General features: G+C 31.7%; 16 protein-coding genes, 2 rRNA genes and 1 pseudogene. 15 read left to right on the top strand and 4 right to left on the bottom strand.

Annotated elements, in window-relative coordinates; genetic code table 11:
- From B5X81_RS23275 to B5X81_RS23225, 11 genes and pseudogenes are all read left to right on the top strand, one after another.
- Nucleotides 1-159, top strand: a 23S ribosomal RNA gene (locus B5X81_RS23275); the annotation flags it as partial.
- Between the two features lie 86 nt (nucleotides 160-245).
- Nucleotides 246-362 (top strand): 5S ribosomal RNA (gene rrf / locus B5X81_RS23270).
- A 384-nt stretch (nucleotides 363-746) separates the two neighbouring features.
- Nucleotides 747-1249 (top strand): annotated as a pseudogene (locus tag B5X81_RS28855) (thioredoxin family protein).
- 112 nt (nucleotides 1250-1361) lie between these two features.
- Nucleotides 1362-2180 carry a ribonucleotide reductase N-terminal alpha domain-containing protein gene (locus B5X81_RS23260; RefSeq protein ID WP_079495355.1) on the top strand — a complete coding sequence of 273 codons (819 nt, stop codon included), beginning with the start codon at nucleotides 1362-1364 and terminating at the stop codon, nucleotides 2178-2180.
- A 275-nt stretch (nucleotides 2181-2455) separates the two neighbouring features.
- Nucleotides 2456-4000, top strand: a complete 1545-nt coding sequence (locus B5X81_RS23255) for an adenosylcobalamin-dependent ribonucleoside-diphosphate reductase (protein WP_244282219.1) — start codon at nucleotides 2456-2458, stop codon at nucleotides 3998-4000.
- 217 nt (nucleotides 4001-4217) lie between these two features.
- Nucleotides 4218-7238, top strand: coding sequence for a sigma 54-interacting transcriptional regulator (locus tag B5X81_RS23250; RefSeq protein ID WP_079495354.1), 3021 nt, complete (start codon nucleotides 4218-4220; stop codon nucleotides 7236-7238).
- Nucleotides 7239-7531: 293 nt separating this feature from the next.
- Nucleotides 7532-8962, top strand: a complete 1431-nt coding sequence (locus B5X81_RS23245) for a PTS transporter subunit IIC (protein WP_079495352.1) — start codon at nucleotides 7532-7534, stop codon at nucleotides 8960-8962.
- A 70-nt stretch (nucleotides 8963-9032) separates the two neighbouring features.
- Nucleotides 9033-9353, top strand: a complete 321-nt coding sequence (locus B5X81_RS23240) for a PTS sugar transporter subunit IIB (protein ID WP_079495351.1) — start codon at nucleotides 9033-9035, stop codon at nucleotides 9351-9353.
- A gap of 225 nt (nucleotides 9354-9578) precedes the next feature.
- A complete protein-coding gene (locus B5X81_RS23235) occupies nucleotides 9579-10076 on the top strand; it encodes a PTS sugar transporter subunit IIA (protein WP_208985124.1) in 498 nt (165 codons plus the stop codon).
- A 71-nt stretch (nucleotides 10077-10147) separates the two neighbouring features.
- Nucleotides 10148-10831 carry a beta/alpha barrel domain-containing protein gene (locus B5X81_RS23230; RefSeq protein ID WP_079495348.1) on the top strand — a complete coding sequence of 228 codons (684 nt, stop codon included), beginning with the start codon at nucleotides 10148-10150 and terminating at the stop codon, nucleotides 10829-10831.
- Between the two features lie 181 nt (nucleotides 10832-11012).
- On the top strand, nucleotides 11013-11276 hold the full coding sequence (locus B5X81_RS23225) for an HPr family phosphocarrier protein (RefSeq protein WP_079495346.1): 264 nt from the start codon (nucleotides 11013-11015) through the stop codon (nucleotides 11274-11276).
- A 128-nt stretch (nucleotides 11277-11404) separates the two neighbouring features.
- On the opposite strand, the gene B5X81_RS23220 is transcribed toward B5X81_RS23225, so the two are convergent.
- Nucleotides 11405-12874, bottom strand: a complete 1470-nt coding sequence (locus tag B5X81_RS23220) for a glycoside hydrolase family 1 protein (protein ID WP_079495345.1) — start codon at nucleotides 12872-12874, stop codon at nucleotides 11405-11407.
- Between the two features lie 24 nt (nucleotides 12875-12898).
- The gene (locus B5X81_RS23215; RefSeq protein WP_079495343.1) at nucleotides 12899-14308 is read right to left on the bottom strand and encodes a PTS transporter subunit EIIC; all 1410 of its coding nucleotides are present in this window, start codon (nucleotides 14306-14308) and stop codon (nucleotides 12899-12901) included.
- Between the two features lie 198 nt (nucleotides 14309-14506).
- On the opposite strand from B5X81_RS23215, the gene B5X81_RS23210 reads away from it, so the two are divergent.
- From B5X81_RS23210 to B5X81_RS23195, 4 genes are all read left to right on the top strand, one after another.
- Complete coding sequence (locus tag B5X81_RS23210) at nucleotides 14507-15514, top strand: helix-turn-helix domain-containing protein (protein ID WP_079495342.1); 1008 nt, start codon at nucleotides 14507-14509, stop codon at nucleotides 15512-15514.
- 38 nt (nucleotides 15515-15552) lie between these two features.
- The gene (locus B5X81_RS23205) at nucleotides 15553-16212 is read left to right on the top strand and encodes a Dph6-related ATP pyrophosphatase (RefSeq protein ID WP_079495340.1); all 660 of its coding nucleotides are present in this window, start codon (nucleotides 15553-15555) and stop codon (nucleotides 16210-16212) included.
- A gap of 184 nt (nucleotides 16213-16396) precedes the next feature.
- Nucleotides 16397-16882: a conserved protein, permease-related protein gene (locus B5X81_RS23200; protein WP_079495339.1), complete on the top strand. Its 486-nt coding sequence runs from the start codon at nucleotides 16397-16399 to the stop codon at nucleotides 16880-16882.
- Nucleotides 16879-17388 (top strand): permease, encoded by a 510-nt coding sequence (locus B5X81_RS23195; RefSeq protein WP_079495337.1) that lies wholly within the window; start codon nucleotides 16879-16881, stop codon nucleotides 17386-17388. The genes B5X81_RS23200 and B5X81_RS23195 overlap by 4 nt, the downstream gene beginning before the upstream one ends.
- Before the next feature lie 164 nt (nucleotides 17389-17552).
- On the opposite strand, the gene B5X81_RS23190 is transcribed toward B5X81_RS23195, so the two are convergent.
- Both B5X81_RS23190 and B5X81_RS23185 read right to left on the bottom strand, forming a co-directional pair.
- The gene (locus B5X81_RS23190; protein ID WP_079495336.1) at nucleotides 17553-18389 is read right to left on the bottom strand and encodes a protein-glutamine gamma-glutamyltransferase; all 837 of its coding nucleotides are present in this window, start codon (nucleotides 18387-18389) and stop codon (nucleotides 17553-17555) included.
- Nucleotides 18386-19381: a hypothetical protein gene (locus tag B5X81_RS23185; RefSeq protein ID WP_079495335.1), complete on the bottom strand. Its 996-nt coding sequence runs from the start codon at nucleotides 19379-19381 to the stop codon at nucleotides 18386-18388. The genes B5X81_RS23190 and B5X81_RS23185 overlap by 4 nt, the downstream gene beginning before the upstream one ends.
- Nucleotides 19382-19529 lie beyond the last annotated feature (148 nt).

Here is a 19529-nt window from a genome sequence, read left to right as displayed (position 1 = left end):
TAAGCGCTGAAGGCATCTAAGCGCGAAGCCCACCTTAAGATAAGATTTCCCATCCGAAAGGAGTAAGACCCCAGAAAGACCATCTGGTTGATAGGCCTAAGGTGTAAGGGCAGTAATGTCTTTAGCTGATAGGTACTAATAGGTCGAGGGCTTGACCAAAACATCCATTGTTCAGTTTTGAGAGAATAAAAAAACAATTATTAATTATGCACTATACATTGTTCATTTGCACGATAGTGCACAAATCCGGTGGCAATAGCGAAGGGGATACACCTGTACCCATATCGAACACAGAAGTTAAGCCCTTCAGCGCCGATGGTACTTGGCGGGTAACTGCTTGGGAGAGTAGGTCGTTGCCGGTTAAAAATGAAAAAACCTGAAAGAATACAATTCTTTCAGGTTTTTCTATTGTCATTTATTATGAAATGAGAAAAACAAATGATAGAGTTTAGCTTGTAGTCGGTAACATTATTATTAGAAAAAATCAAAATAATTTAGTAATTATTAGAATTATATAGAAAAAGTTTACTGAAACCTAATCTTTGTAATACACACAAGAATTGTGGAATAAAATTGTATTATCAAATATTTTCTTATATAATAGGTATATAGATTCAAATAGAACTATTGATTTATATTAAGTTAACCTGTTGTGCTAGTAAATTAGATATTAAAAACCACGGTATAGGAAATAGCACAACGATTTAAGTTATAATGTTATCTATAACAAAAAAAGGGGGATAAAAATGGACATCAAAAAGTTATATAACAGTGGAATAACTTTTGAAGAATTTATACTCCAAGATGGCGGTTCCTATAAAGACAAAATTATGGAAATATATAACAATATACAAATTGATGATAATTTACTAAAAAAAATAAATTCCATAGATAAAGAGATTAATGTTTTAGTATTTGCTGAAATATGGTGTCCAGATTGCGTAATAAATCTTCCAGCCTTAAAAAAATCTGTGATCTCAATAAGTCTATAAAAATAAAAATTGTACCAAGAGAAGGAAATGAAGAATATCTAGAGGATTATAAAATTGACGATAAGCCAAAGATACCAACCTTTGTTTTTATGGATGCTAAATTTAACATCCTTGGTGCTTTTATTGAAATTGCCCAAATAATAAAAGAAATTGTAACCAGAGGAAATCAAGTAGATATAATAGTTGCAAAACGAAAATATAGAAAAGGTGAATTTACAAATGAAACGATTAAGGATATTCTTGAAATAATAAGTTGAAAGATGGTACTCAAGCACCATCTATTTTTTTTGACTATAAAAAATTAAGGTGATACAATATATAGTGTATCTTATAAAATAAAATACTAAATATAGACAAGGATGGTGAAAAATGCAATTAACAGCAAATTCCCTAAAAGTACTTGAAAGAAGATATTTAGCTAGAGATGTAGAAGGTAATTTAATTGAGATACCTGAAGATTTATTTAAAAGAGTAGCCCATCATATAGCCAAAGCTGAGGGGAAATATAATATACAGGAAGTTAAAAATATTGAAAAGAAATTTTATGAAATAATGACAAAATTTGAATTTCTTCCAAATTCACCAACATTAATGAATGCTGGAAGAGAGCTTGGTCAATTATCTGCTTGTTTTGTATTACCTGTTGAAGATTCCATGGAAGGTATATTTGAAGCAGTAAAGAATGCTGCGCTAATACATAAAAGTGGTGGAGGAACTGGCTTTAGTTTTAGCAGACTGAGGAGCAAGGGATCTACGGTGGCTTCAACAGGAGGAGTTGCATCGGGACCCATTAGCTTTATGAAGGTATTTAATTCGGCCACTGAAGCGGTAAAGCAGGGAGGAAAAAGAAGAGGTGCCAATATGGGGATATTACGCATTGACCATCCTGATATATTGGAATTTATAAAATGTAAAGAAAACAGCCAGGAATTAAATAATTTTAATATAAGTGTTGGGCTTACAGAAGCATTTATGGAAGCAGTAGAAGAAAATAGTGAATATAATTTATATGATCCCAGAACAGGAAAAGTGGCAGGCAAATTAAATGCTAGAGAAATATTCGATACAATAGTTTCTATGGCCTGGAACAATGGAGAACCAGGTATAGTATTTTTAGATAGAATCAATAGAGATAATATAGTACCTGAGATAGGAGAAATAGAAAGTACAAATCCGTGTGGTGAATAGTTTGCCTCACGAAAAAAACCGGGCAAACCTATATTTTGGGGGTAGTAAGTAGAAAACTTTCTGCTAACGGTAAAGTCCACCATATTCATATGGATAATACCGTGCTAATCACAAAGGTAGTGATAGTGTAGAGCGTAGACTTTGAGCATAAATACCAAGCAATAATAGGTCCACGAGTGTCTGGCTATCTAATTAATAGATAGAAAATGTACGCCGAACTATGCCAATGGTAAAGGTATAGAGCTATGGGATAAAAAGCCTATAGGATAACATAATTGGAACAGCCTTTATTACCCTTTGAATCATGTAATCTTGGCTCAATAAATTTATCTAAAATGGTAAAAGAAGAAGAGGGAAGGGCAAGGATTGATTATGAAAGATTGGGAGAAGTAATAGACTTAGCTGTTCGTTTTCTGGATAATGTAATAGATATAAATAATTATCCATTAAAGGAAATTGAAGAAACAACTAAGGCAAATAGAAAAATTGGACTGGGTGTAATGGGCTTTGCAGATATGCTTGTAGGGTTGGGTATACCATATAACTCAGATGAGGGTGTAAAAATTGCAGAAGAAATTATGAAATTTACTAATGAAAGATCAAAAAAAATGTCTATGAAACTTGCCGAGGAAAGAGGGTCCTTCCCTAACTATGAAAAGAGTATATTTAAAAAGGAAAATTTAAAGCTTAGAAACGGAACTACAACTACTATAGCACCAACGGGTTCCATAAGCATTATATCTGGAACATCCAGCGGAATAGAGCCATTATTTGCCCTTTGTTACTATAGGAATGTAATGGACAATGATAAGCTTATAGAAGTAAACCCATTGTTTAAAGAATACCTTGAAAAAGAAGGAATATATTCTGAAGAATTAATGGAAAAAGTGGCAGAGAAGGGAAGTATACAAGATATACCACAAATCCCTGAATATATAAAAAGGATTTTTGTTACTGCCCATGATATTTCACCTGAGTGGCATATAAAAATGCAGGCAGCATTTCAAAAATATGTAGATAATGCTGTATCTAAAACAGTAAACTTTGAGCATGATGCAACAAAAGAAGAAGTTGAGAGGGTGTATATCCTTGCATATAAATTAGGGTGTAAAGGTGTTACAATTTATAGAGATGGAAGTAGAGATGAACAGGTCTTAAATATCGGCAAATTAGACAATGGTAATGATGAAAAGGCAGTTACAAAAGATATAAAGGGTATAGTTCCAAGATCTAGGCCAAGTACTACCATGGGAATAACTGAAAAGGTAAAAATAGGATGTGGGAATTTATACATAACAGCAAATTATGATGAAAAAGGTATATGTGAAGTATTCACTAACCTTGGAAGGGCAGGAGGTTGCCCAAGTCAAAGTGAGGCAACAAGCAGACTTATATCTATTGCCTTAAGAGCTGGGATAAGTGCTGAAGCTATTATAGAGCAGCTAAAGGGTATAAGATGTCATTCAACATTAAGGTTAAGGGGGAAAGGAGATAAAGAGATAAACGTATTATCCTGTCCCGATGCTATTGGTAAAACCCTGGAAAAGGTCATGAATATGAATATAGCAGTTGATGAAGAAAATATAGAAGATATAGCTCATGAAATTCAACATAAAGAATCTAAATGCATGAAAAATTGTTCAAATTCTATTCCTACAGATATACATAATAGTAGACAAGAAAAAGAAATATCAATTGATATAGATAATTCTTTGGAAGAAGGTAGAAATGATAGCCTTTGTCCTGAATGCGGAAGCAAAGTTGAACATGAAGGTGGATGTGTAATGTGTAGAAATTGTGGATATTCCAAGTGTGGGTAACAGTAAATTATATATATAATTAAGTTATGAGAAAACAAGTCATTGATTTGGCTTGTTTTTTTATGATTAAACAGGTGGGAAAGTGGAAGGAATCGTGTCATATTTTGTTGAATATTGACATGCAAGCATCTTCTAAACTACAAAGATACTTAAGCAACCAGTTCTGCCAAAATTATGGCATAAATGTTGCTTAGATTATTAGATAAGGGGTGAAGAAATGAAAGTTCATTTAATGAAGTTGATTGAATCTGAAGACAAAAAAAAGCCTTATACAGATGACCAATTAGCTAAAATTTTAGGTGTACGAAGGGATTTGGTCACGGTTTTAAGAGGGGAATTAAATATTTTAAATTCCAGGGAAAGGTGTAAAGATTTTTTGGCCCAGGAAATTAAAGAAATAGTTTCCCAAAACCCTAAAATATCTGGCAGAGAACTTACAAGAATAATAAAAAAACGGGGCTTTGATGTTTCGAGATATCTTGTGTCCCAAATGAGAAAAGAAATTGAAGAAGAAAATACAGACGAAGTGAAACTAGTAAAAAGTTATAAAGATTCTTCAGAGGATGTAAATGTTATAACAACCTTCAATGAAAAGAATTTTTTAAATAAACAGCATAATAAAGTATTAGCTTTTAAAAGAATTATTGGTTTTGATGGTAGCTTGAAACCTCAGATTCAGCAGGCAAAGGCGGCTATATTATATCCTCCCCACGGCCTTCATACTTTGATTTTAGGTTCTAGTGGAGTAGGAAAAAGCCATCTAGCTGAAGCTATGTATGAGTATGCTTTAGAGATCGGTGTTCTGGGGTCAGTAGTACCCTTTGTTATTTTTAACTGTGCAGATTATGCGGAAAATCCTCAACTTCTGCTATCGCAACTTTTTGGTCATGTTAAAGGAGCCTATACCGGGGCTGAAAAGGAGAAAGAAGGCTTAGTTGAAAAAGCCAATGGGGGAATACTTTTCTTAGATGAAGTCCATCGTCTTCCTCCAGAGGGACAAGAATTGCTGTATTTTTTGATGGATAAAGGAAAATTTAGACGTATGGGGGAAACAGAAATTGAGCGAATTGTTCAAGTTTTAATTATTGCCGCAACTACAGAAGATATAGAATCATCTCTCTTATTGACTTTTAGACGAAGAATACCCATGATAATTGAACTTCCCCCCTTATCGGCTAGGCCTCTTGGGGAGAGATACCAAATAATAAGGAATTTTTTTAATAAAGAATCTAGTAGAACAGAGGTCAAAATAAAGGTGACACAAGAAGCCTTAAGGGCCCTTTTACTATATGATTGTTTAGGAAATATAGGTAAGCTCAAAAGTGATATTCAAGTTGCTTGTGCCCGTGGCTTTTTAACTTATATAGGAGGTAATAAGGGGTATATACAAGTGGATTTAATTGACCTGCCATCCCATGTCCGAAGAGGATTATTAAAAATAGAAAATCGAAAACCTGAAGTTGAAAACTTCATTAAATCGGATTTAATAGCAAGACCTGGAGAAATAGATGAAAAAACGGAGCTTAAAAAAGATCTTTATACGTTACCTGAGGAAATTTATAAATATATTGAGGCGAAATATGAGGAGCTTGAACTGCAAGGTTTAAATCAGGATAAGATAAATCACTTAATTGGCAGTAAGATTGAAATGAAGTTTGAGCAATTGATAGAACAAGTAGAGAGAAATCATCAAATCTTAGCAAAACAAGACCTAGCAGGAATAGTGGGACAAAATATTGTTGACATAGTAGAAAAGGTGACCCAGATAGCTAAAGAAAGAATAGGACAAATGGATAACCATCTTTTTTACTGCTTTGCAATACATTTAAGTGCAACTTTTCAGAGAATTCAGGAAGGCAAACCCATAATTAATCCCCATTTAGAAAAAATTATGAGGGAATATAAGCTGGAATATAATGTGGCTAAAGAAATTGTTGAATATATCGAGGGCCAGTTGAATTGTAAAATACCTCAAGACGAAATAGGTTTTATTGCCATGTACCTTAAAACATTAACTAAATCCCAGGATGTAAAACCGGGAAGGGTTGGAGTTGTAGTTCTTTCTCATGGGCGTGTTGCTCAAGGCATGGTTGAAGTAGCAAATCGCCTATTAGGGGTAAATCACGGAGTAGGTATAGAAATGTCTTTAGATGAGAGACCAGAATCGGCTCTTCAAAGAACTATCAATGTTGTAAATAAGATTAATGAAGGAAAAGGAGTATTACTTCTTGTAGATATGGGCTCTTTAATAACCTTTGGAGAGATAATCACTAAAAAAACTGGTATTCTTACAAAAACTGTAGGTCGTGTTGATACAGTTATGGTATTAGAAGCAGTAAGAAAGGCTATCTTACCGGATACTAATCTGGATGAAATTGTGGCCAGCATAGATAAAGATAAAGTGGGGCTTGGAAGACTTACACCCTTTGCAGTGTCTAAAAACAATGACAAAAAGATTATTATAACCCTATGTATTACTGGTGAAGGAACTGCACTAAGGGTAAAAAGCCTTATAAAAAATATGATACCAGATATTCACAAAAAAGCCAAAATCATTCCTATTGGTGTTATTGGTAATGAAGAACTATCATTAAAAATAGATAAAATAAAAAATAAAGGTTCTATTGTAGCAATTGTAGGAACTGTAAGACCTAAAAACAATTCTATTCCCTTTATTTCATTGGAGGAAATAATAAATGGCAAAGCAGTAGAAAGATTAGAAAACATACTTGATATGGAGTTAACATCAAAAAGCTCTATAAAAAAAGATTTTTCAGAAACACCATTGGCTAAAGTTATTGATAATGAACTTATAATCGTTAACCCAAATTATAATACCAAAAGGGAGGCTTTAGATGACCTTGCTGGACTTTTAATAAAAAAGGGTTATGTTGAGGAAAAATATTTGCTTGATGTATATAGAAGAGAACTTATTGAAGCAACTTTAATTGATAATATTGCTATGCCCCATGGAGAACCACAAAATGTGAAAAAATCTGCTATAGCAATAGCTGTGTTAAAGGAGCCTATAGAATGGTCGCCAGGAATCGTGGTGGAAAATGTTTTTATGATGGCATTAAAAGAGGACTCAGAAGATATCATAGGTAGTTTCTATAATTTAGTAAAAGAATCTGATCTTCTTGTCAAGTTGAAAAATGCTAGTAATTCCAAGGACGTTCAAAATATTATTTTAGAAATATTACTGTCATCCACTAAAGATGCCAAAACCTTGGCATGACATTTGCTATTGTTTTTAAGTGACGGCAGAAAAGGAAGGTAAATATTCATATAGAAATTCTCTTTCCTAATTCATTAATATATTGACGAATATATTAAATTACATAAATAGAAAGGAGAATTCTTTCAAATAGATTTAGTTTTAGTTATGTTTTTAATAGTTTCAGAGCTCTGTAACTGAATATAAATTTAAAAGGAGGTTATTTAAGGAACTATTATATAGTATTTATTAATAAAAATTTTCAAAGTTTTTTATATAGTATATTTTACGTATTTAGAAAGGAGAATTATATAATGATTAGTCAAACAATTATGAGTATTTTTGAATGGGTATTTGCACAAGGAGCTCCAGTTATCGTTCCAATATCAGTTTTAATTCTGGGTTTGATATTTCGTGCACCTAAGAAAGCGATTTTTCCAGGGGCATTACGTATGGGAGTCGGTTTCACAGCACTTTTTGCCCTTGTAGGTATTATTTTTTCAGCTTTAGGACCTGCAGCAAATGAAATGGCTTCGCATTTTGGACTTAGTTTTTCTGTTACAGACCTTGGTTGGCCAACTCAATCTGGTATAGTCTTTGCAATTCCATGGTCTATGGCTGCTATTGCAGGATTTATTCTCTTAAATTCCATTTTAGTAGCTTTTGGTGTTGTAGATACTCTTAATGTAGATTTCAATAATCATTGGATTTTTGTATTTTATATGGGGGCGACTTTATATACTACAGGGAGCTGGGTTTGTACAATTTTAGTTGGATTAATTTTTTGGTTTGTTTCTTTAAAAATGGCAGATTGGCTTTATCCTATGATAGATGCATACTATGATATGCCAATGGAAGGTATTACTATAACCCATGCATATTCAATTTTATGGGCTCCAGTAGGATTTTTATTAGATAAATTATGGGATTCTATCCCCATTATTCGTGATATTCAATGGGATCCAGATACTATTAAAGAAGAATGGGGATTCTTTGGAGAGCCTGTTTTTATGGGATGGTTGATTGGTCTATTCGTTGGGGTCATTGCTTATTTTGATTGGCCGCCAACAGGGGAACAAATAAGCTCTGCTTTGAGTCTTGCATTTACTGTTTCATTTTTTATGCTTCTTCTTCCAAGGGCAGCAGAACTTATTGTGGCAGGTATGGCCCCATTATCAGATGCAGTTCGCATGTTTGTTACTAAGAAAATGCCAGGACGAAAATTTCACCTAGGCCTTGATGCAGCAGTATTAGTAGGAGCACCTGAGCATGTTGCTATTGGAGTTTTAACTACACCTATTGCGTTTTTAATAGCATTTTTACTTCCTGGAAATAAGATGTTACCTTTGGGAGATGTGGCAGGACTATTTATTTTCATATGTGTATTTATTACAAATACAAACCGTGGAAATATATTCCGTGGATTGCTTAATAGTGCCTTGTTATTGATACCTGTATCTTTTTGGATTGGTTCAGCTATGTCTCCAGCAAATATGGCAATGGTAAAAGGCACAGGTTTTGTTTTGCCGGAAGGTGCTAGCTTAATATCTTCACTTTGTGTTGGGACTACTCCCTTTGGCTTTGCACTTTATAAAATAAGTCAATTTTTTACCGGTATTGGAACATTTACTGATCTTATGATAGGAATATGTATTATTATTGGATTTGCCTTTATCTGGTATCTAATGCGTAATAGACCAAAACAATATGCTAAAGAACTACTTGGAGAAGAATCAGAAGGATAAATATACAACAATATAAATTAAATTTTAGTAATATTATCATTTAAGAAATAGAAGGGAGCTAATAAAAACTATGTTTAAAAGAAAAAAATCAAAGGAAAAAAAAGATAAAAAAAGGATTATGTTAGTTTGTGGTTCAGGAATGGTATCTAGTACATTAGTGTATCCAATGGTTGAAGAGATTTTAAAAGAAGGTGGCTTTCGTTATGAAATTATTAAAGGTGGCTTCAATGATATAAAAAAATATGCCAATATTAATATGATATTGACTACTGTATCGCCATTGCCCAAAAATGTAGTGGAAATGGGGATCCCTGTTGTGGTTGTAACTTCATTATTTAAAGGGGATAAGGAATCAGTGAGGGATAACATATATGAGGTGTTGAAAAAATAATTAAATTTAAAAATTTATGTAAAGATGAACAACTTTATAGGGTTTAATAAATTAAAAATAAAAAATACACAAGTGTTTATTATTTTCTTTCAAATTTATTTTAAATTCTAATGTTGTTTATCTATAGAAATACTTATATCAAAACGAATTGAAAGTTAGATTTATAGATCTTAAAAAATTCCAGAAGCATTGATATTTTTAAGATCTATAAATTAAGTTTTGAGATTGTTTTACTATAGAACATACAAAAAGGATGTGGTAAAAATTAAAAATATATCTATAAAAGAGATTGTTCAACCGGATGTAATAGAGTTAAATGTATCTGTTGCTAATCGAGATGAGGCCATTTACAAGGCTGGCTACCTATTACTTAAAAAAGGAATAGTTGAAGAAGGATATATTGAAGCTATGCTTAAAGCATGTAATGAATTAGGTCCTTATATTGTCCTAGTTCCAGGAATTGCTATTCCTCATGCTCGCCCAGAAGCAGGGGCTAAAGGATTAGGTATTTCAATTATAACACTTAAAGAGCCAATACCCTTTGGAAATGAAGAAAATGATCCAGTTCATACGGTTATTGCTTTAGCTTCAGATAATAATAACAATCATCTTGGCTTATTGACTAGCTTATCAAATTTCTTGATGGATCATGAAAAGGTCAATAAAATGCGTGCTGCAAAAACTACTGATGAAGTAATGGCATTACTTACAGAAAATGATTAACTAAAAATAGTTAATGATTGAGAAAATTACATTACAATAATTATAATATTATATATTTAGGAGGAAAATTAATGAAAACCGAATTACTTGTTATGCTAGTGCAAAATGATAGAACAGTGGAAAATGCAATTGAATTGTTTAAAAATGCAAAGGATCTTCCAGTTAAACATTGGGGTTTTAAGGATGTTGGTTTGGAAAAGAATAAGATGATTCAGCTAGTAAAAGAAATGAAGGATGCAGGAAAGACAACATATCTTGAAATCATGAGTCAAGATGAAGAAGGAGGACTACAAAGTGCTCAACTTGCAATAGATTGTGGTTTTGATGTAGCTATAGGTACAGTTTATTCTGATTCAATAAATTTTCTTCTTAAAAATTCTAGTACAAAATACTATCCTTTTACAGGACGACTTGAAGGGCACCCAGCAACTTTAGTAGGAAGTGTGAATGAAATTATTGAACATGGAAAAATGATGCAATCTAAAGGCGTTGATGGATTAACATTATCTACATATCGTTTTGTTGGAGATCATAAAGAATTAATTGAAGCAATTGGTAAGGAAATAGAAGTTCCTATAATTTCAGCTGGAAGCATCAATTCTTTTGAGCGAATTGATGAATTGAGCAAAGCTGGTATATGGGGAGTTACAATTGGAAGTGGCTTTTTTAAAAAGGAATTTCTACCTGAAGGTACCTTCAATGAAAATATCGAAGCTGTTGTTAAGTGGATAAATAACTCTAGTGAAGCTAAATAGTAAGCAAAAAACAGGAGTTTTTGACAATATAGCATATGGATTTTTACAATGCAACATAATTGCTTACACTTTATTATTACGGTAAAACATATAGTAACCGTTGCTTTTGATGTGAAAGCAACGGTTTTTTTATTTATTGATAAGTAAGAATAAAAGAAAACTAATATAGGAGGAATAAAAGATGTATGAGTTAGAAGTAGAATTGAAAAATGAAGCAGGCCTACATGCAAGACCGGCAAATCTATTTGTGAAAAAGGCAAGTAAATTTTCATCAGATATAAAAGTTATAAAAGATGGGAAAGAATATATAGCAAAGAGTATAATGGGGATATTAAGTATGGGAGCAGGAAAAGGGACTAAAATAAAAATAGTAGCACAAGGAGAAGATGAAAAACAAGCAGTAGAAAGTTTAAAAGAATTAGTAGATGGTAATTTTGGAGAATAAAGTATAAGGGCTGTATTTACCAATTTAAACCCCCTTCAATTTAAGAGATATTTCCAGGAATTGAAGGGGTTTTTGTTAATTTAAATTAGCAATATATAATTTTATGTGATTTTCCCTAGAATCTTTATTTATTCCAGATCTTCTCCATTAGATTGGATTACTTTTTTGTACCAGTAGAAGGAATCTTTTCTTATTCTCTCTAAAGTTCCATTTCCATGATCATCCTGATCTACATAGATAAATCCATACCTTTTAGACATTTGTGATGTACCACAGCTAACTAAATCTATACAACCCCATGTAGTATATCCTATTAAATCTACACCATCAATAATGGCTTCCTTCATTTGCTCAATATGCCTGCGTAGATAATCAATACGATATGGGTCATGAACTTTACCATCTTCTACTTTATCATGGGCTCCCAGACCATTTTCAACTATAAATAGTGGTACTTTAAAACGGTCATACAATCTATTTAATGTAATTCTTAATCCAATTGGATCAATAGGCCAATCCCAATCTGTTAGTTCTAAATGTGGATTTTGACTTGTTCCAACTAAATTACCGGATACTTGAACTCCTGGCTCTGGATTGGCAGTTGCCATATAAGTCATGTAATAGCTAAAGGCTATAAAATCTCCTGTATTTTCTCTTAATATTTCTTCGTCTCCAGGTTCCATTTCTATATTTATGCCTTTTTCCTTAAAATATCTCCATATATAATTTGGATATTTCCCATTTATAAGAACCTCAGGATAAAATACATTAAGCTGTTCATCAAGTAGAGCTTGTAATTGATCCTCTGGTTTAGAAGTTGCTGCATAGGTTTCTAATCTAGCTATCATACATCCGATTTTTGCATCAGGCATAATTTCTCGACATAATTTAGTGGCCAAAGCACTAGCTATTAATTGATGGTGAGTTGCCTGATATTTTATTTGATATTCATTGTCTTTATATTTTGATACATCGGAGATTACACCACCACAAGTATATGGGCTAGTAAGCATCATATTTAATTCGTTAAATGGAGCCCAATATTTAACTCTACCCTTGTAGCGCTTAAAGATTACCTTTGCGAATCTTAAATAATCGTCAATAGCCTGTCTACTTTCAAAGCCATTATATTTTAGCACTAAATTTATAGGCATTTCATAATGAGTCATGGTTACAAAGGGCTCTATACCATACTTTTCTAATTCATCAAAGACCTTATCATAAAAAGCTAATCCTGCTTCATTTGGCTCCTTATCATCTCCATTTGGGAATATACGAGGCCATGCGATTGAAAGTCTATATACTTTAAAGCCCATTTCTGCAAATAGTGCAATATCTTCTTTATATCTATGGTAAAAGTCTACCCCTTTTCTCTTGGGGAAATATTCTTTAGAATCATCCTCAAGATATGCTTTTAACTGCTCTGATGTAACTTCAATTTTCATATTATCATTACTATGTTCCATAGGCTTATAGGGAACCATATCTGATGTGGAAAGTCCTTTACCATCTACATCATAGGCGCCTTCTACTTGACTGGCGGCAGTTGCTCCTCCCCATAGAAAATTTTCTGGAAACCCATTTTTTACTTTAAACATTTAAAAACCTCCTAATAATGTATATTAATTATCTTTTTTCCTTTTATCTATGTCTTTAAAGCCCATTATCCATGTTAAGGTAAAGGCTATGATAAAGCTTATTAAAACTCCTAAAACAGCTATTAGCAAGTTTTTAGAACTCCCATCAGGCGACACATAGGTGGGTAAAGCCACAAGGCCTGGTGTAACAAATCCATAATTCTTCAATCCAAGGGCAACGACTGCAGCTCCAGTAATACCACCGGAAATCATAGCGGCATATAATGGCTTTTTAAGCTTTAAATTGACTCCAAACATAGCTGGTTCAGTAATTCCTAAAAGGGCAGATATTCCACTTGATATGCCTATTGATTTTAATTCCTTGTTTTTAGTTCTAAGGGCCACTGCCAGTACTGCACCTGCTTGAGCTACATTTGTCACTAAATTTACCACCATATATCCTGAATCATATCCCAATGTTCCAAAGTTTTGAATTATTATTGGGAACAATCCATAATGCATACCGGTCATTACTATAAAGGGATTAAAAATGCCTAATAATAGTCCGGCAAATAATCCGGCATTTTCAAATAACCAGTTTACACCAATAGCTAGATAATTTCCCAAATAAGTTCCAATAGGGGCAATGAATGCCAAAACAAAGGGAATAGTTATCAACAATGTTAATGTTGGAGTAAATACTAGTTTTACAGGTTTAGGAATAAATTTATCTATGGCTTTATATACATAGCTCATTATTATAATACTCAATATAATTGGAAATACAGATGAGCTGTAATTTACTATTGGTACTGGTATAGATAAAAAATATAAAGGCTCCGCTCCACCAGCTTTTGCTACATCTAATATGGTTGGATACATTAAAGCACCAGCCACAACGATTCCTAAATATTCATTCACATCAAATTTACGAGCTACTGAAACTGCTAATAGAAATGGTAAAAAATAAAATGCAGAATCTGCAACTATATTTAATATCTGATAAGTCCCGCTTTCTCCAGATACCCATCCGGAAACCGTTAATATGGCCAGTATACCCTTCATCATTCCGGCACCAATTATGGCAGGTAATATAGGCTGAAATGAGCTGGCTATTACATCTAAAATAGAGCTTATAATATTCCTTTTTTCCTTATTTTCTTCAGGTTTTTCGGCATCATTATTATCTTCTTTAATTTCTTCTATGTCTAAATTTAAAATCTTTGCCACTTGAATATATACATTTTTCACATTATTACCTATGATTATTTGAAACTGTCCATTTTGATACCTAGTCCCTAAAACTCCTTCCAAATCGTCTATAGCTTTACTATTGGCTTTACTTTCATCCTTTAGGTTAAATCTAAGCCTAGTTATGCAATGAATAGCTTTTTTTATATTGTCTTTACCACCAGATAGTTGAATGATCTTTTGGGCTAATTCTTTATCATTCATTAAATTTACCTCCCGTTCATGTTATAATTTTTTAAAAGAATACACTTTCATATACTTACAAAATAAACTTAAAAATATATTATAATATAATTATAAAAGCCTTTGTATTTTCCATTATATCAAGGGTAGAATTTTCTAACAATTTCATATTAACATCTATTCACTTACAAAATAACATATTGAAAGAGATGATTAAAAATGAATTATAAAGAGTTAGACAATTATTTAAGAGAAATAACTCCTAGTGAAAAATGGCATTTAGAAAACCCGGGGGAAATAAGTAAATTTTATGAGAAAGTAGATAAAGTAAAGATAAATGACTCTTTAGTATATTTGTTTGATTTTGGAATTAGGCTGAAAAAAGAAAATATCACAATAAATAAGGACTCTAGATTTACTTATCTTCCTAAACATGTGCATGCAGATATGGAGATGAATTATATTTATTCCGGTTCATGCACATATATTATTGATGGGAAAACTGTAGTGCTAAATAAGGGAGATATATGTCTACTTGATACCAATGTAATTCATAGTACAAAAACCACTAGAAAAGATGATATAGTTGTAAATATTTCAATGACGAAATCGTTTTTTAATACTAGCTTTTTAAGTAGACTGTCTAATCAGGGAATTATAACAAGCTTCTTAATAAATTCATTAATAGAAGATCAAAGCCATAGTAAATATATAGTTTTTCGTTCTAGTAATAAATACAGTGTAGATATTTTAATGAAGAATTTATTATGTGAATATTTTGATAGAGATATTTGCTATGATGAAGTCTTAGACTCTTATATGATAATTATCTTTTCTGAATTAGTAAGGATATTTAATGAAAACAATACAAATGAATTTGCCTTAAACATAAAAAAGCCTAATAATATTATTAATATGCTGCAGTATATAGAAAACAACTATCATACATGTACTCTAACTTCTATGGCTCAAAATTTCGGCTATAATCCAAATTATCTGGGAAGCTTACTGAAAAACAGAACGGGAAAAACCTTTAGTCAATTGAAATTAGAGCATCAAATAAAACAAGCTAGTATATTAATAGCTTGTTCTGAAATGCCTATTTATAAAATAGCTCTGGATGTTGGGATTTCCAATTTAGGATTTTTTTATAAAAAATTCAAAAAAGTTTTTGGCTTAAATCCCCAGGAGTATAGAGATAATTATATAATAAAGAATAAATATTGATTCACTATAGTAAGTTAAATTAAAAAAGGGGGATTGTCATGGATAACTTATATAAGGCATTTTGTTCTTGGAGTGGAGGAAAGGATTCTTGTCTTTCTCTTTATAGAGCAATGGAAAAAGGAATAAAAGTAAAATATCTGTTTACCATGTTTACAGAAGATGGTAATAGGTCAAGGGGTCATGGTCTAAATTTAGAAATCATGAAAAAATATGCAAAGCTATTTGATATGGAGCTAATTTACGGACAAGCCACATGGAATAATTATGAAAATATATTTAAAGAAAAGATGTATTTACTAGAAGATAGGGGAGTAAATATGGGTATATTTGGAGATATTGATATTGATGACCACAGAGAATGGGTTAGACAAGCCTGTAGCCATACAGGTATTGAAGTTTATCATCCTCTATGGAAGGAATCTAGAAGAAAGATCATTGAAGAATTTGTAGATGAGGGATTTCAATCTATTATTGTTACTTTAAATAGCAAATTAGTACCTAAGGAGTATTTAGGAAGAGTTTTTGATAAATCATTGATAGAGGAATTCAGAGATTTAGGAATAGATCCTTGTGGAGAAAATGGAGAATTTCATACAGCTGTTATTGATGGACCTATTTTTAAAAAGCCGTTAAAATTAAACCAAAATGATATAATAAAGGTTCAAAACTATTGGATGCTTGACCTAGTATTAGGATAAATGAAATTTATTCTAAACTGTATATAATGATAATTTATCTAAGCAGATCAAGAATTTGGTCTGCTTTTTAGCCCATTCTTTAAAAAGATATGTTTTATATATTAATATGATATTGAAGGAATTATGAAAATCATAGAGAATAAATAACCACATGTACCTTATTTAATGATATAGAGGTGAGACCATGATTTATATATACATATTAACAGCTATGCTCCTTATATTATCTTCTTTATCAAATAAGCAAAAGACAATTAAGGCATTAAAAATTGCATGGAAAAAGTTTATTAAGATAATGCCTTCCTTTGGCAAAATGTTGATTTTAGTATCAATAGTATTATATTTATTGCCCGATGAAATTATACTTAAGTATCTCGGAAACAAAAATATTTTTCTAGGTACTATATTAGCAGCGGTATTAGGATCTATAACAATGATGCCTGGTTTTATTGCATTTCCTCTATGTGGCATATTAATTGAAAAGGGAATAAGTCACATGACAATAGCTTCCTTTTCAACATCCCTAATGATGGTAGGAATATTAACCTATCCTGTTGAAAGTGAGTATTTTGGCAAAAAACTTGCTATTATAAGAAATACAGTAAGTTTCTTTATAGTCTTAATAATTGCTGCTATAATAGGCTTATTTTATGGCGAGGTAATATTATGAAAAATAAAAGAATAGAGATTATAGGACTGTTATTATATATATTATTCATATTTGCGTCCTTCATATTTAAATTTGAACCCGGTGTAAAAATAGGAATGAATTTTATAAGCTTTACAATGAGTATGTTAAAAGTACTTCCGTGTGCTTTTATATTAATAGGGCTATTTGAGGTTTGGGTAAAAAAGGAGACTATAGAAAAATACTTTGGAAAGGCCTCGGGATATAAAGGATATTTATGGGCCGTTATATTATCAAGTACTACAGTTGGTGGAGCATACGTTGCCTTTCCAGTAGGATATTCATTATATAAAAAAGGGGCAGCCCTCAGTTATGTTTTAACCTATATAGGAGCATCTTCCTTGGCAAGAATACCTATGACTATTTTTGAAGCTTCCTTTATAGGAATAAAATTTTCAATTATAAGGTTAGTAGTATCATTACCACTTGTAATATTAAGCTCAATTATTATATCAAAGTATCTTCCAAATGAATTTTCCAAAGAATAAATCTTTATTAAAATATAATTTATTCATAATTAACCTATAAGAACTAAAAAAGTTTCCAAAAGGACTAAGAAGATTATAGATTATAGTTTTCTTAGTCCTTTTAATTAGGGTATTATAGATTAAATAAAAAGCTTACAAGGGAAAAATTTTTATAGTATTTTGTATTATATAAGATCTGTTGTAAGTAATGGATATTTTCTATAGTAGTTAATAGCTAATCTATAATTTTCATCTTCATTAGCTGAAGTAAAATCAATATATTTATTAGCTAAATACTTAAAATTTGGGCGGGTTGCAGAATCCATAAGATAAGCGGATTCACTGGAACCTTTTTTTCTATTGTCATTTAATGCTTCAATAATTCCATGTGCTGTATTTATACCTATTCCATGACCATAATAGGTGCCATTGCCTAGATCAATGACATTTTCTCCCTGCCACTGAGGGGTTAGAGGATCTACATCGGGATTTTTAAAATATCTGCAATCCCCAGGAAGAAAGTCTATTTCTCCATCATAATAACCGATATCCAAATCTCTATCAAGGTAATGCCAATTCATAAGATGTATACCTGCAAATAACTCATTAAATAATTTTTCAGGATATATATTAACAAGGGCTCCATAGTAGAGAATAACTATAGCCGTTGCACATTCGGTACCATATTTTTGACTATTGGTGAAAATATCCTTAATTCCATCGGAGGGTTTTACATTATCTTTAATTAAAAAACCACCTTCACTAGTACGAGTCCAATACTTAGGATTACATATGGAATGACGGAAGGTTCTAAAGGAAAATCTGCTGTCATTTAATTTTCTGGATGCATTTATAATTTTTTGGCGCATATCTAGTTCAAATTTAAGCTGATCTACTGAGCTGTATACATGAACAATTTCACTTGAAGACAATATCTCAAGTATTTTTCTTTCTATGCTATTAGGTGGATATTGATTAATAATATCTTTAGTGTCTATTCTACTATTTCTAATTTTTATCATTGCTGTCCTCCCATCATAGCCTTAGCTATAGCTATTTGCCTTGATATTGGATATTGAATCCATTCCTCCCATATACTTTTGTTTTTAGCATGAAGAATATTGGAGAAATTTGAAAGCAACAATTTAGTATCATTATCCTGTTTATTAAATTCATTTAAGAGCATATACTCTTCATCTTTCAATGATTTTAATGTTTTGCCAGTATCCACCGATACGTTTTTGTTAAGATATTTTGCTTCCAGGGCTATTTTATAGGTTATAGGACGATTAACTTGTTGAAGGCTCTGGCCGGTAAAATATAAAAAAGGACTATTTTCTTCAAGCCATTTAAGAAAGGATGTATATTTCTTCTCCTTACTTATTATGCTGTTTTTTTCTATTCCCGGGATAAAGCTTAAAAGCTTACTTGCCAGCTCAACATCCTTTTCATCCCTAGATAAAAGACGATTAGCAATCATTATTAAGCTGTGGGGATCCCTTGACTCGAAAAAAGCCCAAACTAAATCATGGTTAAATAAGCCTTTCCTATTTCTATCGAAAATCATATCTGCCAAATCAGGTAATATTGTTTTTTCTTTATATATTTTAGTTAAGATTATTGCAGTAATATCTAAAACCTCATCGTATTCATTACTTAAACCATCATTACTAAAGCCAGTTTCAAATATCCACTTTAAAACGGAATAGGCAATTTGTGCAAAATCCGATGATATATATTCATTGACTGAAACTTTTTTCTTTCCCTCCAGTATTTCATCTGTAATTTCTATAGAAACCTTATTCCTTATGTTTAGATTATAAAATAATCCAAGAGTATCAATATCATTTCTAAGTACAAATAAAGATGGGAAGTACAAATTTTCAGCATTTATTAAATTTACAGCCTCCTCTTTATTGTTTTTAGCCAATGCATTAAAATATGTTTTTAAACTATCAATTCCCTCATTAATCCGAATTCTATCCAATGGGTTTATAGAGTTTAAACTATACATTTTAGAATCATCACTCCTCTCATTTATTAGGACATTAAATTAAAATATTTCAAAAAAGAGTTATGATATATAATATTGCTGATCCAGGTTTTTTGTTAAAAATCTTAGAAACTAAATCACCTTATTAATACAATAGAGGTGAGGTGGT

Origin of the sequence: Maledivibacter halophilus (assembly GCF_900167445.1) — a bacterium.
GTDB lineage: Bacteria > Bacillota > Clostridia > Peptostreptococcales > Caminicellaceae > Maledivibacter > Maledivibacter halophilus.
Note: the sequence above shows the minus strand (reverse complement) of the source record. Positions and strands in the feature narration are given on the sequence as shown.

What these genes read in the sequence shown, in the direction of transcription:
- B5X81_RS23240 (WP_079495351.1), top strand. Translation starts at nt 9,033, where the DNA reads ATGTTTAAAAGAAAAAAATCAAAGGAAAAAAAAGATAAAAAAAGGATT.
- B5X81_RS23220 (WP_079495345.1), bottom strand. Translation starts at nt 12,874, where the DNA reads ATGTTTAAAGTAAAAAATGGGTTTCCAGAAAATTTTCTATGGGGAGGA.
- B5X81_RS23230 (WP_079495348.1), top strand. Translation starts at nt 10,148, where the DNA reads ATGAAAACCGAATTACTTGTTATGCTAGTGCAAAATGATAGAACAGTG.
- B5X81_RS23205 (WP_079495340.1), top strand. Translation starts at nt 15,553, where the DNA reads ATGGATAACTTATATAAGGCATTTTGTTCTTGGAGTGGAGGAAAGGAT.
- B5X81_RS23185 (WP_079495335.1), bottom strand. Translation starts at nt 19,381, where the DNA reads ATGTATAGTTTAAACTCTATAAACCCATTGGATAGAATTCGGATTAAT.
- B5X81_RS23195 (WP_079495337.1), top strand. Translation starts at nt 16,879, where the DNA reads ATGAAAAATAAAAGAATAGAGATTATAGGACTGTTATTATATATATTA.
- B5X81_RS23260 (WP_079495355.1), top strand. Translation starts at nt 1,362, where the DNA reads ATGCAATTAACAGCAAATTCCCTAAAAGTACTTGAAAGAAGATATTTA.
- B5X81_RS23200 (WP_079495339.1), top strand. Translation starts at nt 16,397, where the DNA reads ATGATTTATATATACATATTAACAGCTATGCTCCTTATATTATCTTCT.
- B5X81_RS23225 (WP_079495346.1), top strand. Translation starts at nt 11,013, where the DNA reads ATGTATGAGTTAGAAGTAGAATTGAAAAATGAAGCAGGCCTACATGCA.
- B5X81_RS23215 (WP_079495343.1), bottom strand. Translation starts at nt 14,308, where the DNA reads ATGAATGATAAAGAATTAGCCCAAAAGATCATTCAACTATCTGGTGGT.
- B5X81_RS23210 (WP_079495342.1), top strand. Translation starts at nt 14,507, where the DNA reads ATGAATTATAAAGAGTTAGACAATTATTTAAGAGAAATAACTCCTAGT.
- B5X81_RS23250 (WP_079495354.1), top strand. Translation starts at nt 4,218, where the DNA reads ATGAAAGTTCATTTAATGAAGTTGATTGAATCTGAAGACAAAAAAAAG.
- B5X81_RS23245 (WP_079495352.1), top strand. Translation starts at nt 7,532, where the DNA reads ATGATTAGTCAAACAATTATGAGTATTTTTGAATGGGTATTTGCACAA.
- B5X81_RS23190 (WP_079495336.1), bottom strand. Translation starts at nt 18,389, where the DNA reads ATGATAAAAATTAGAAATAGTAGAATAGACACTAAAGATATTATTAAT.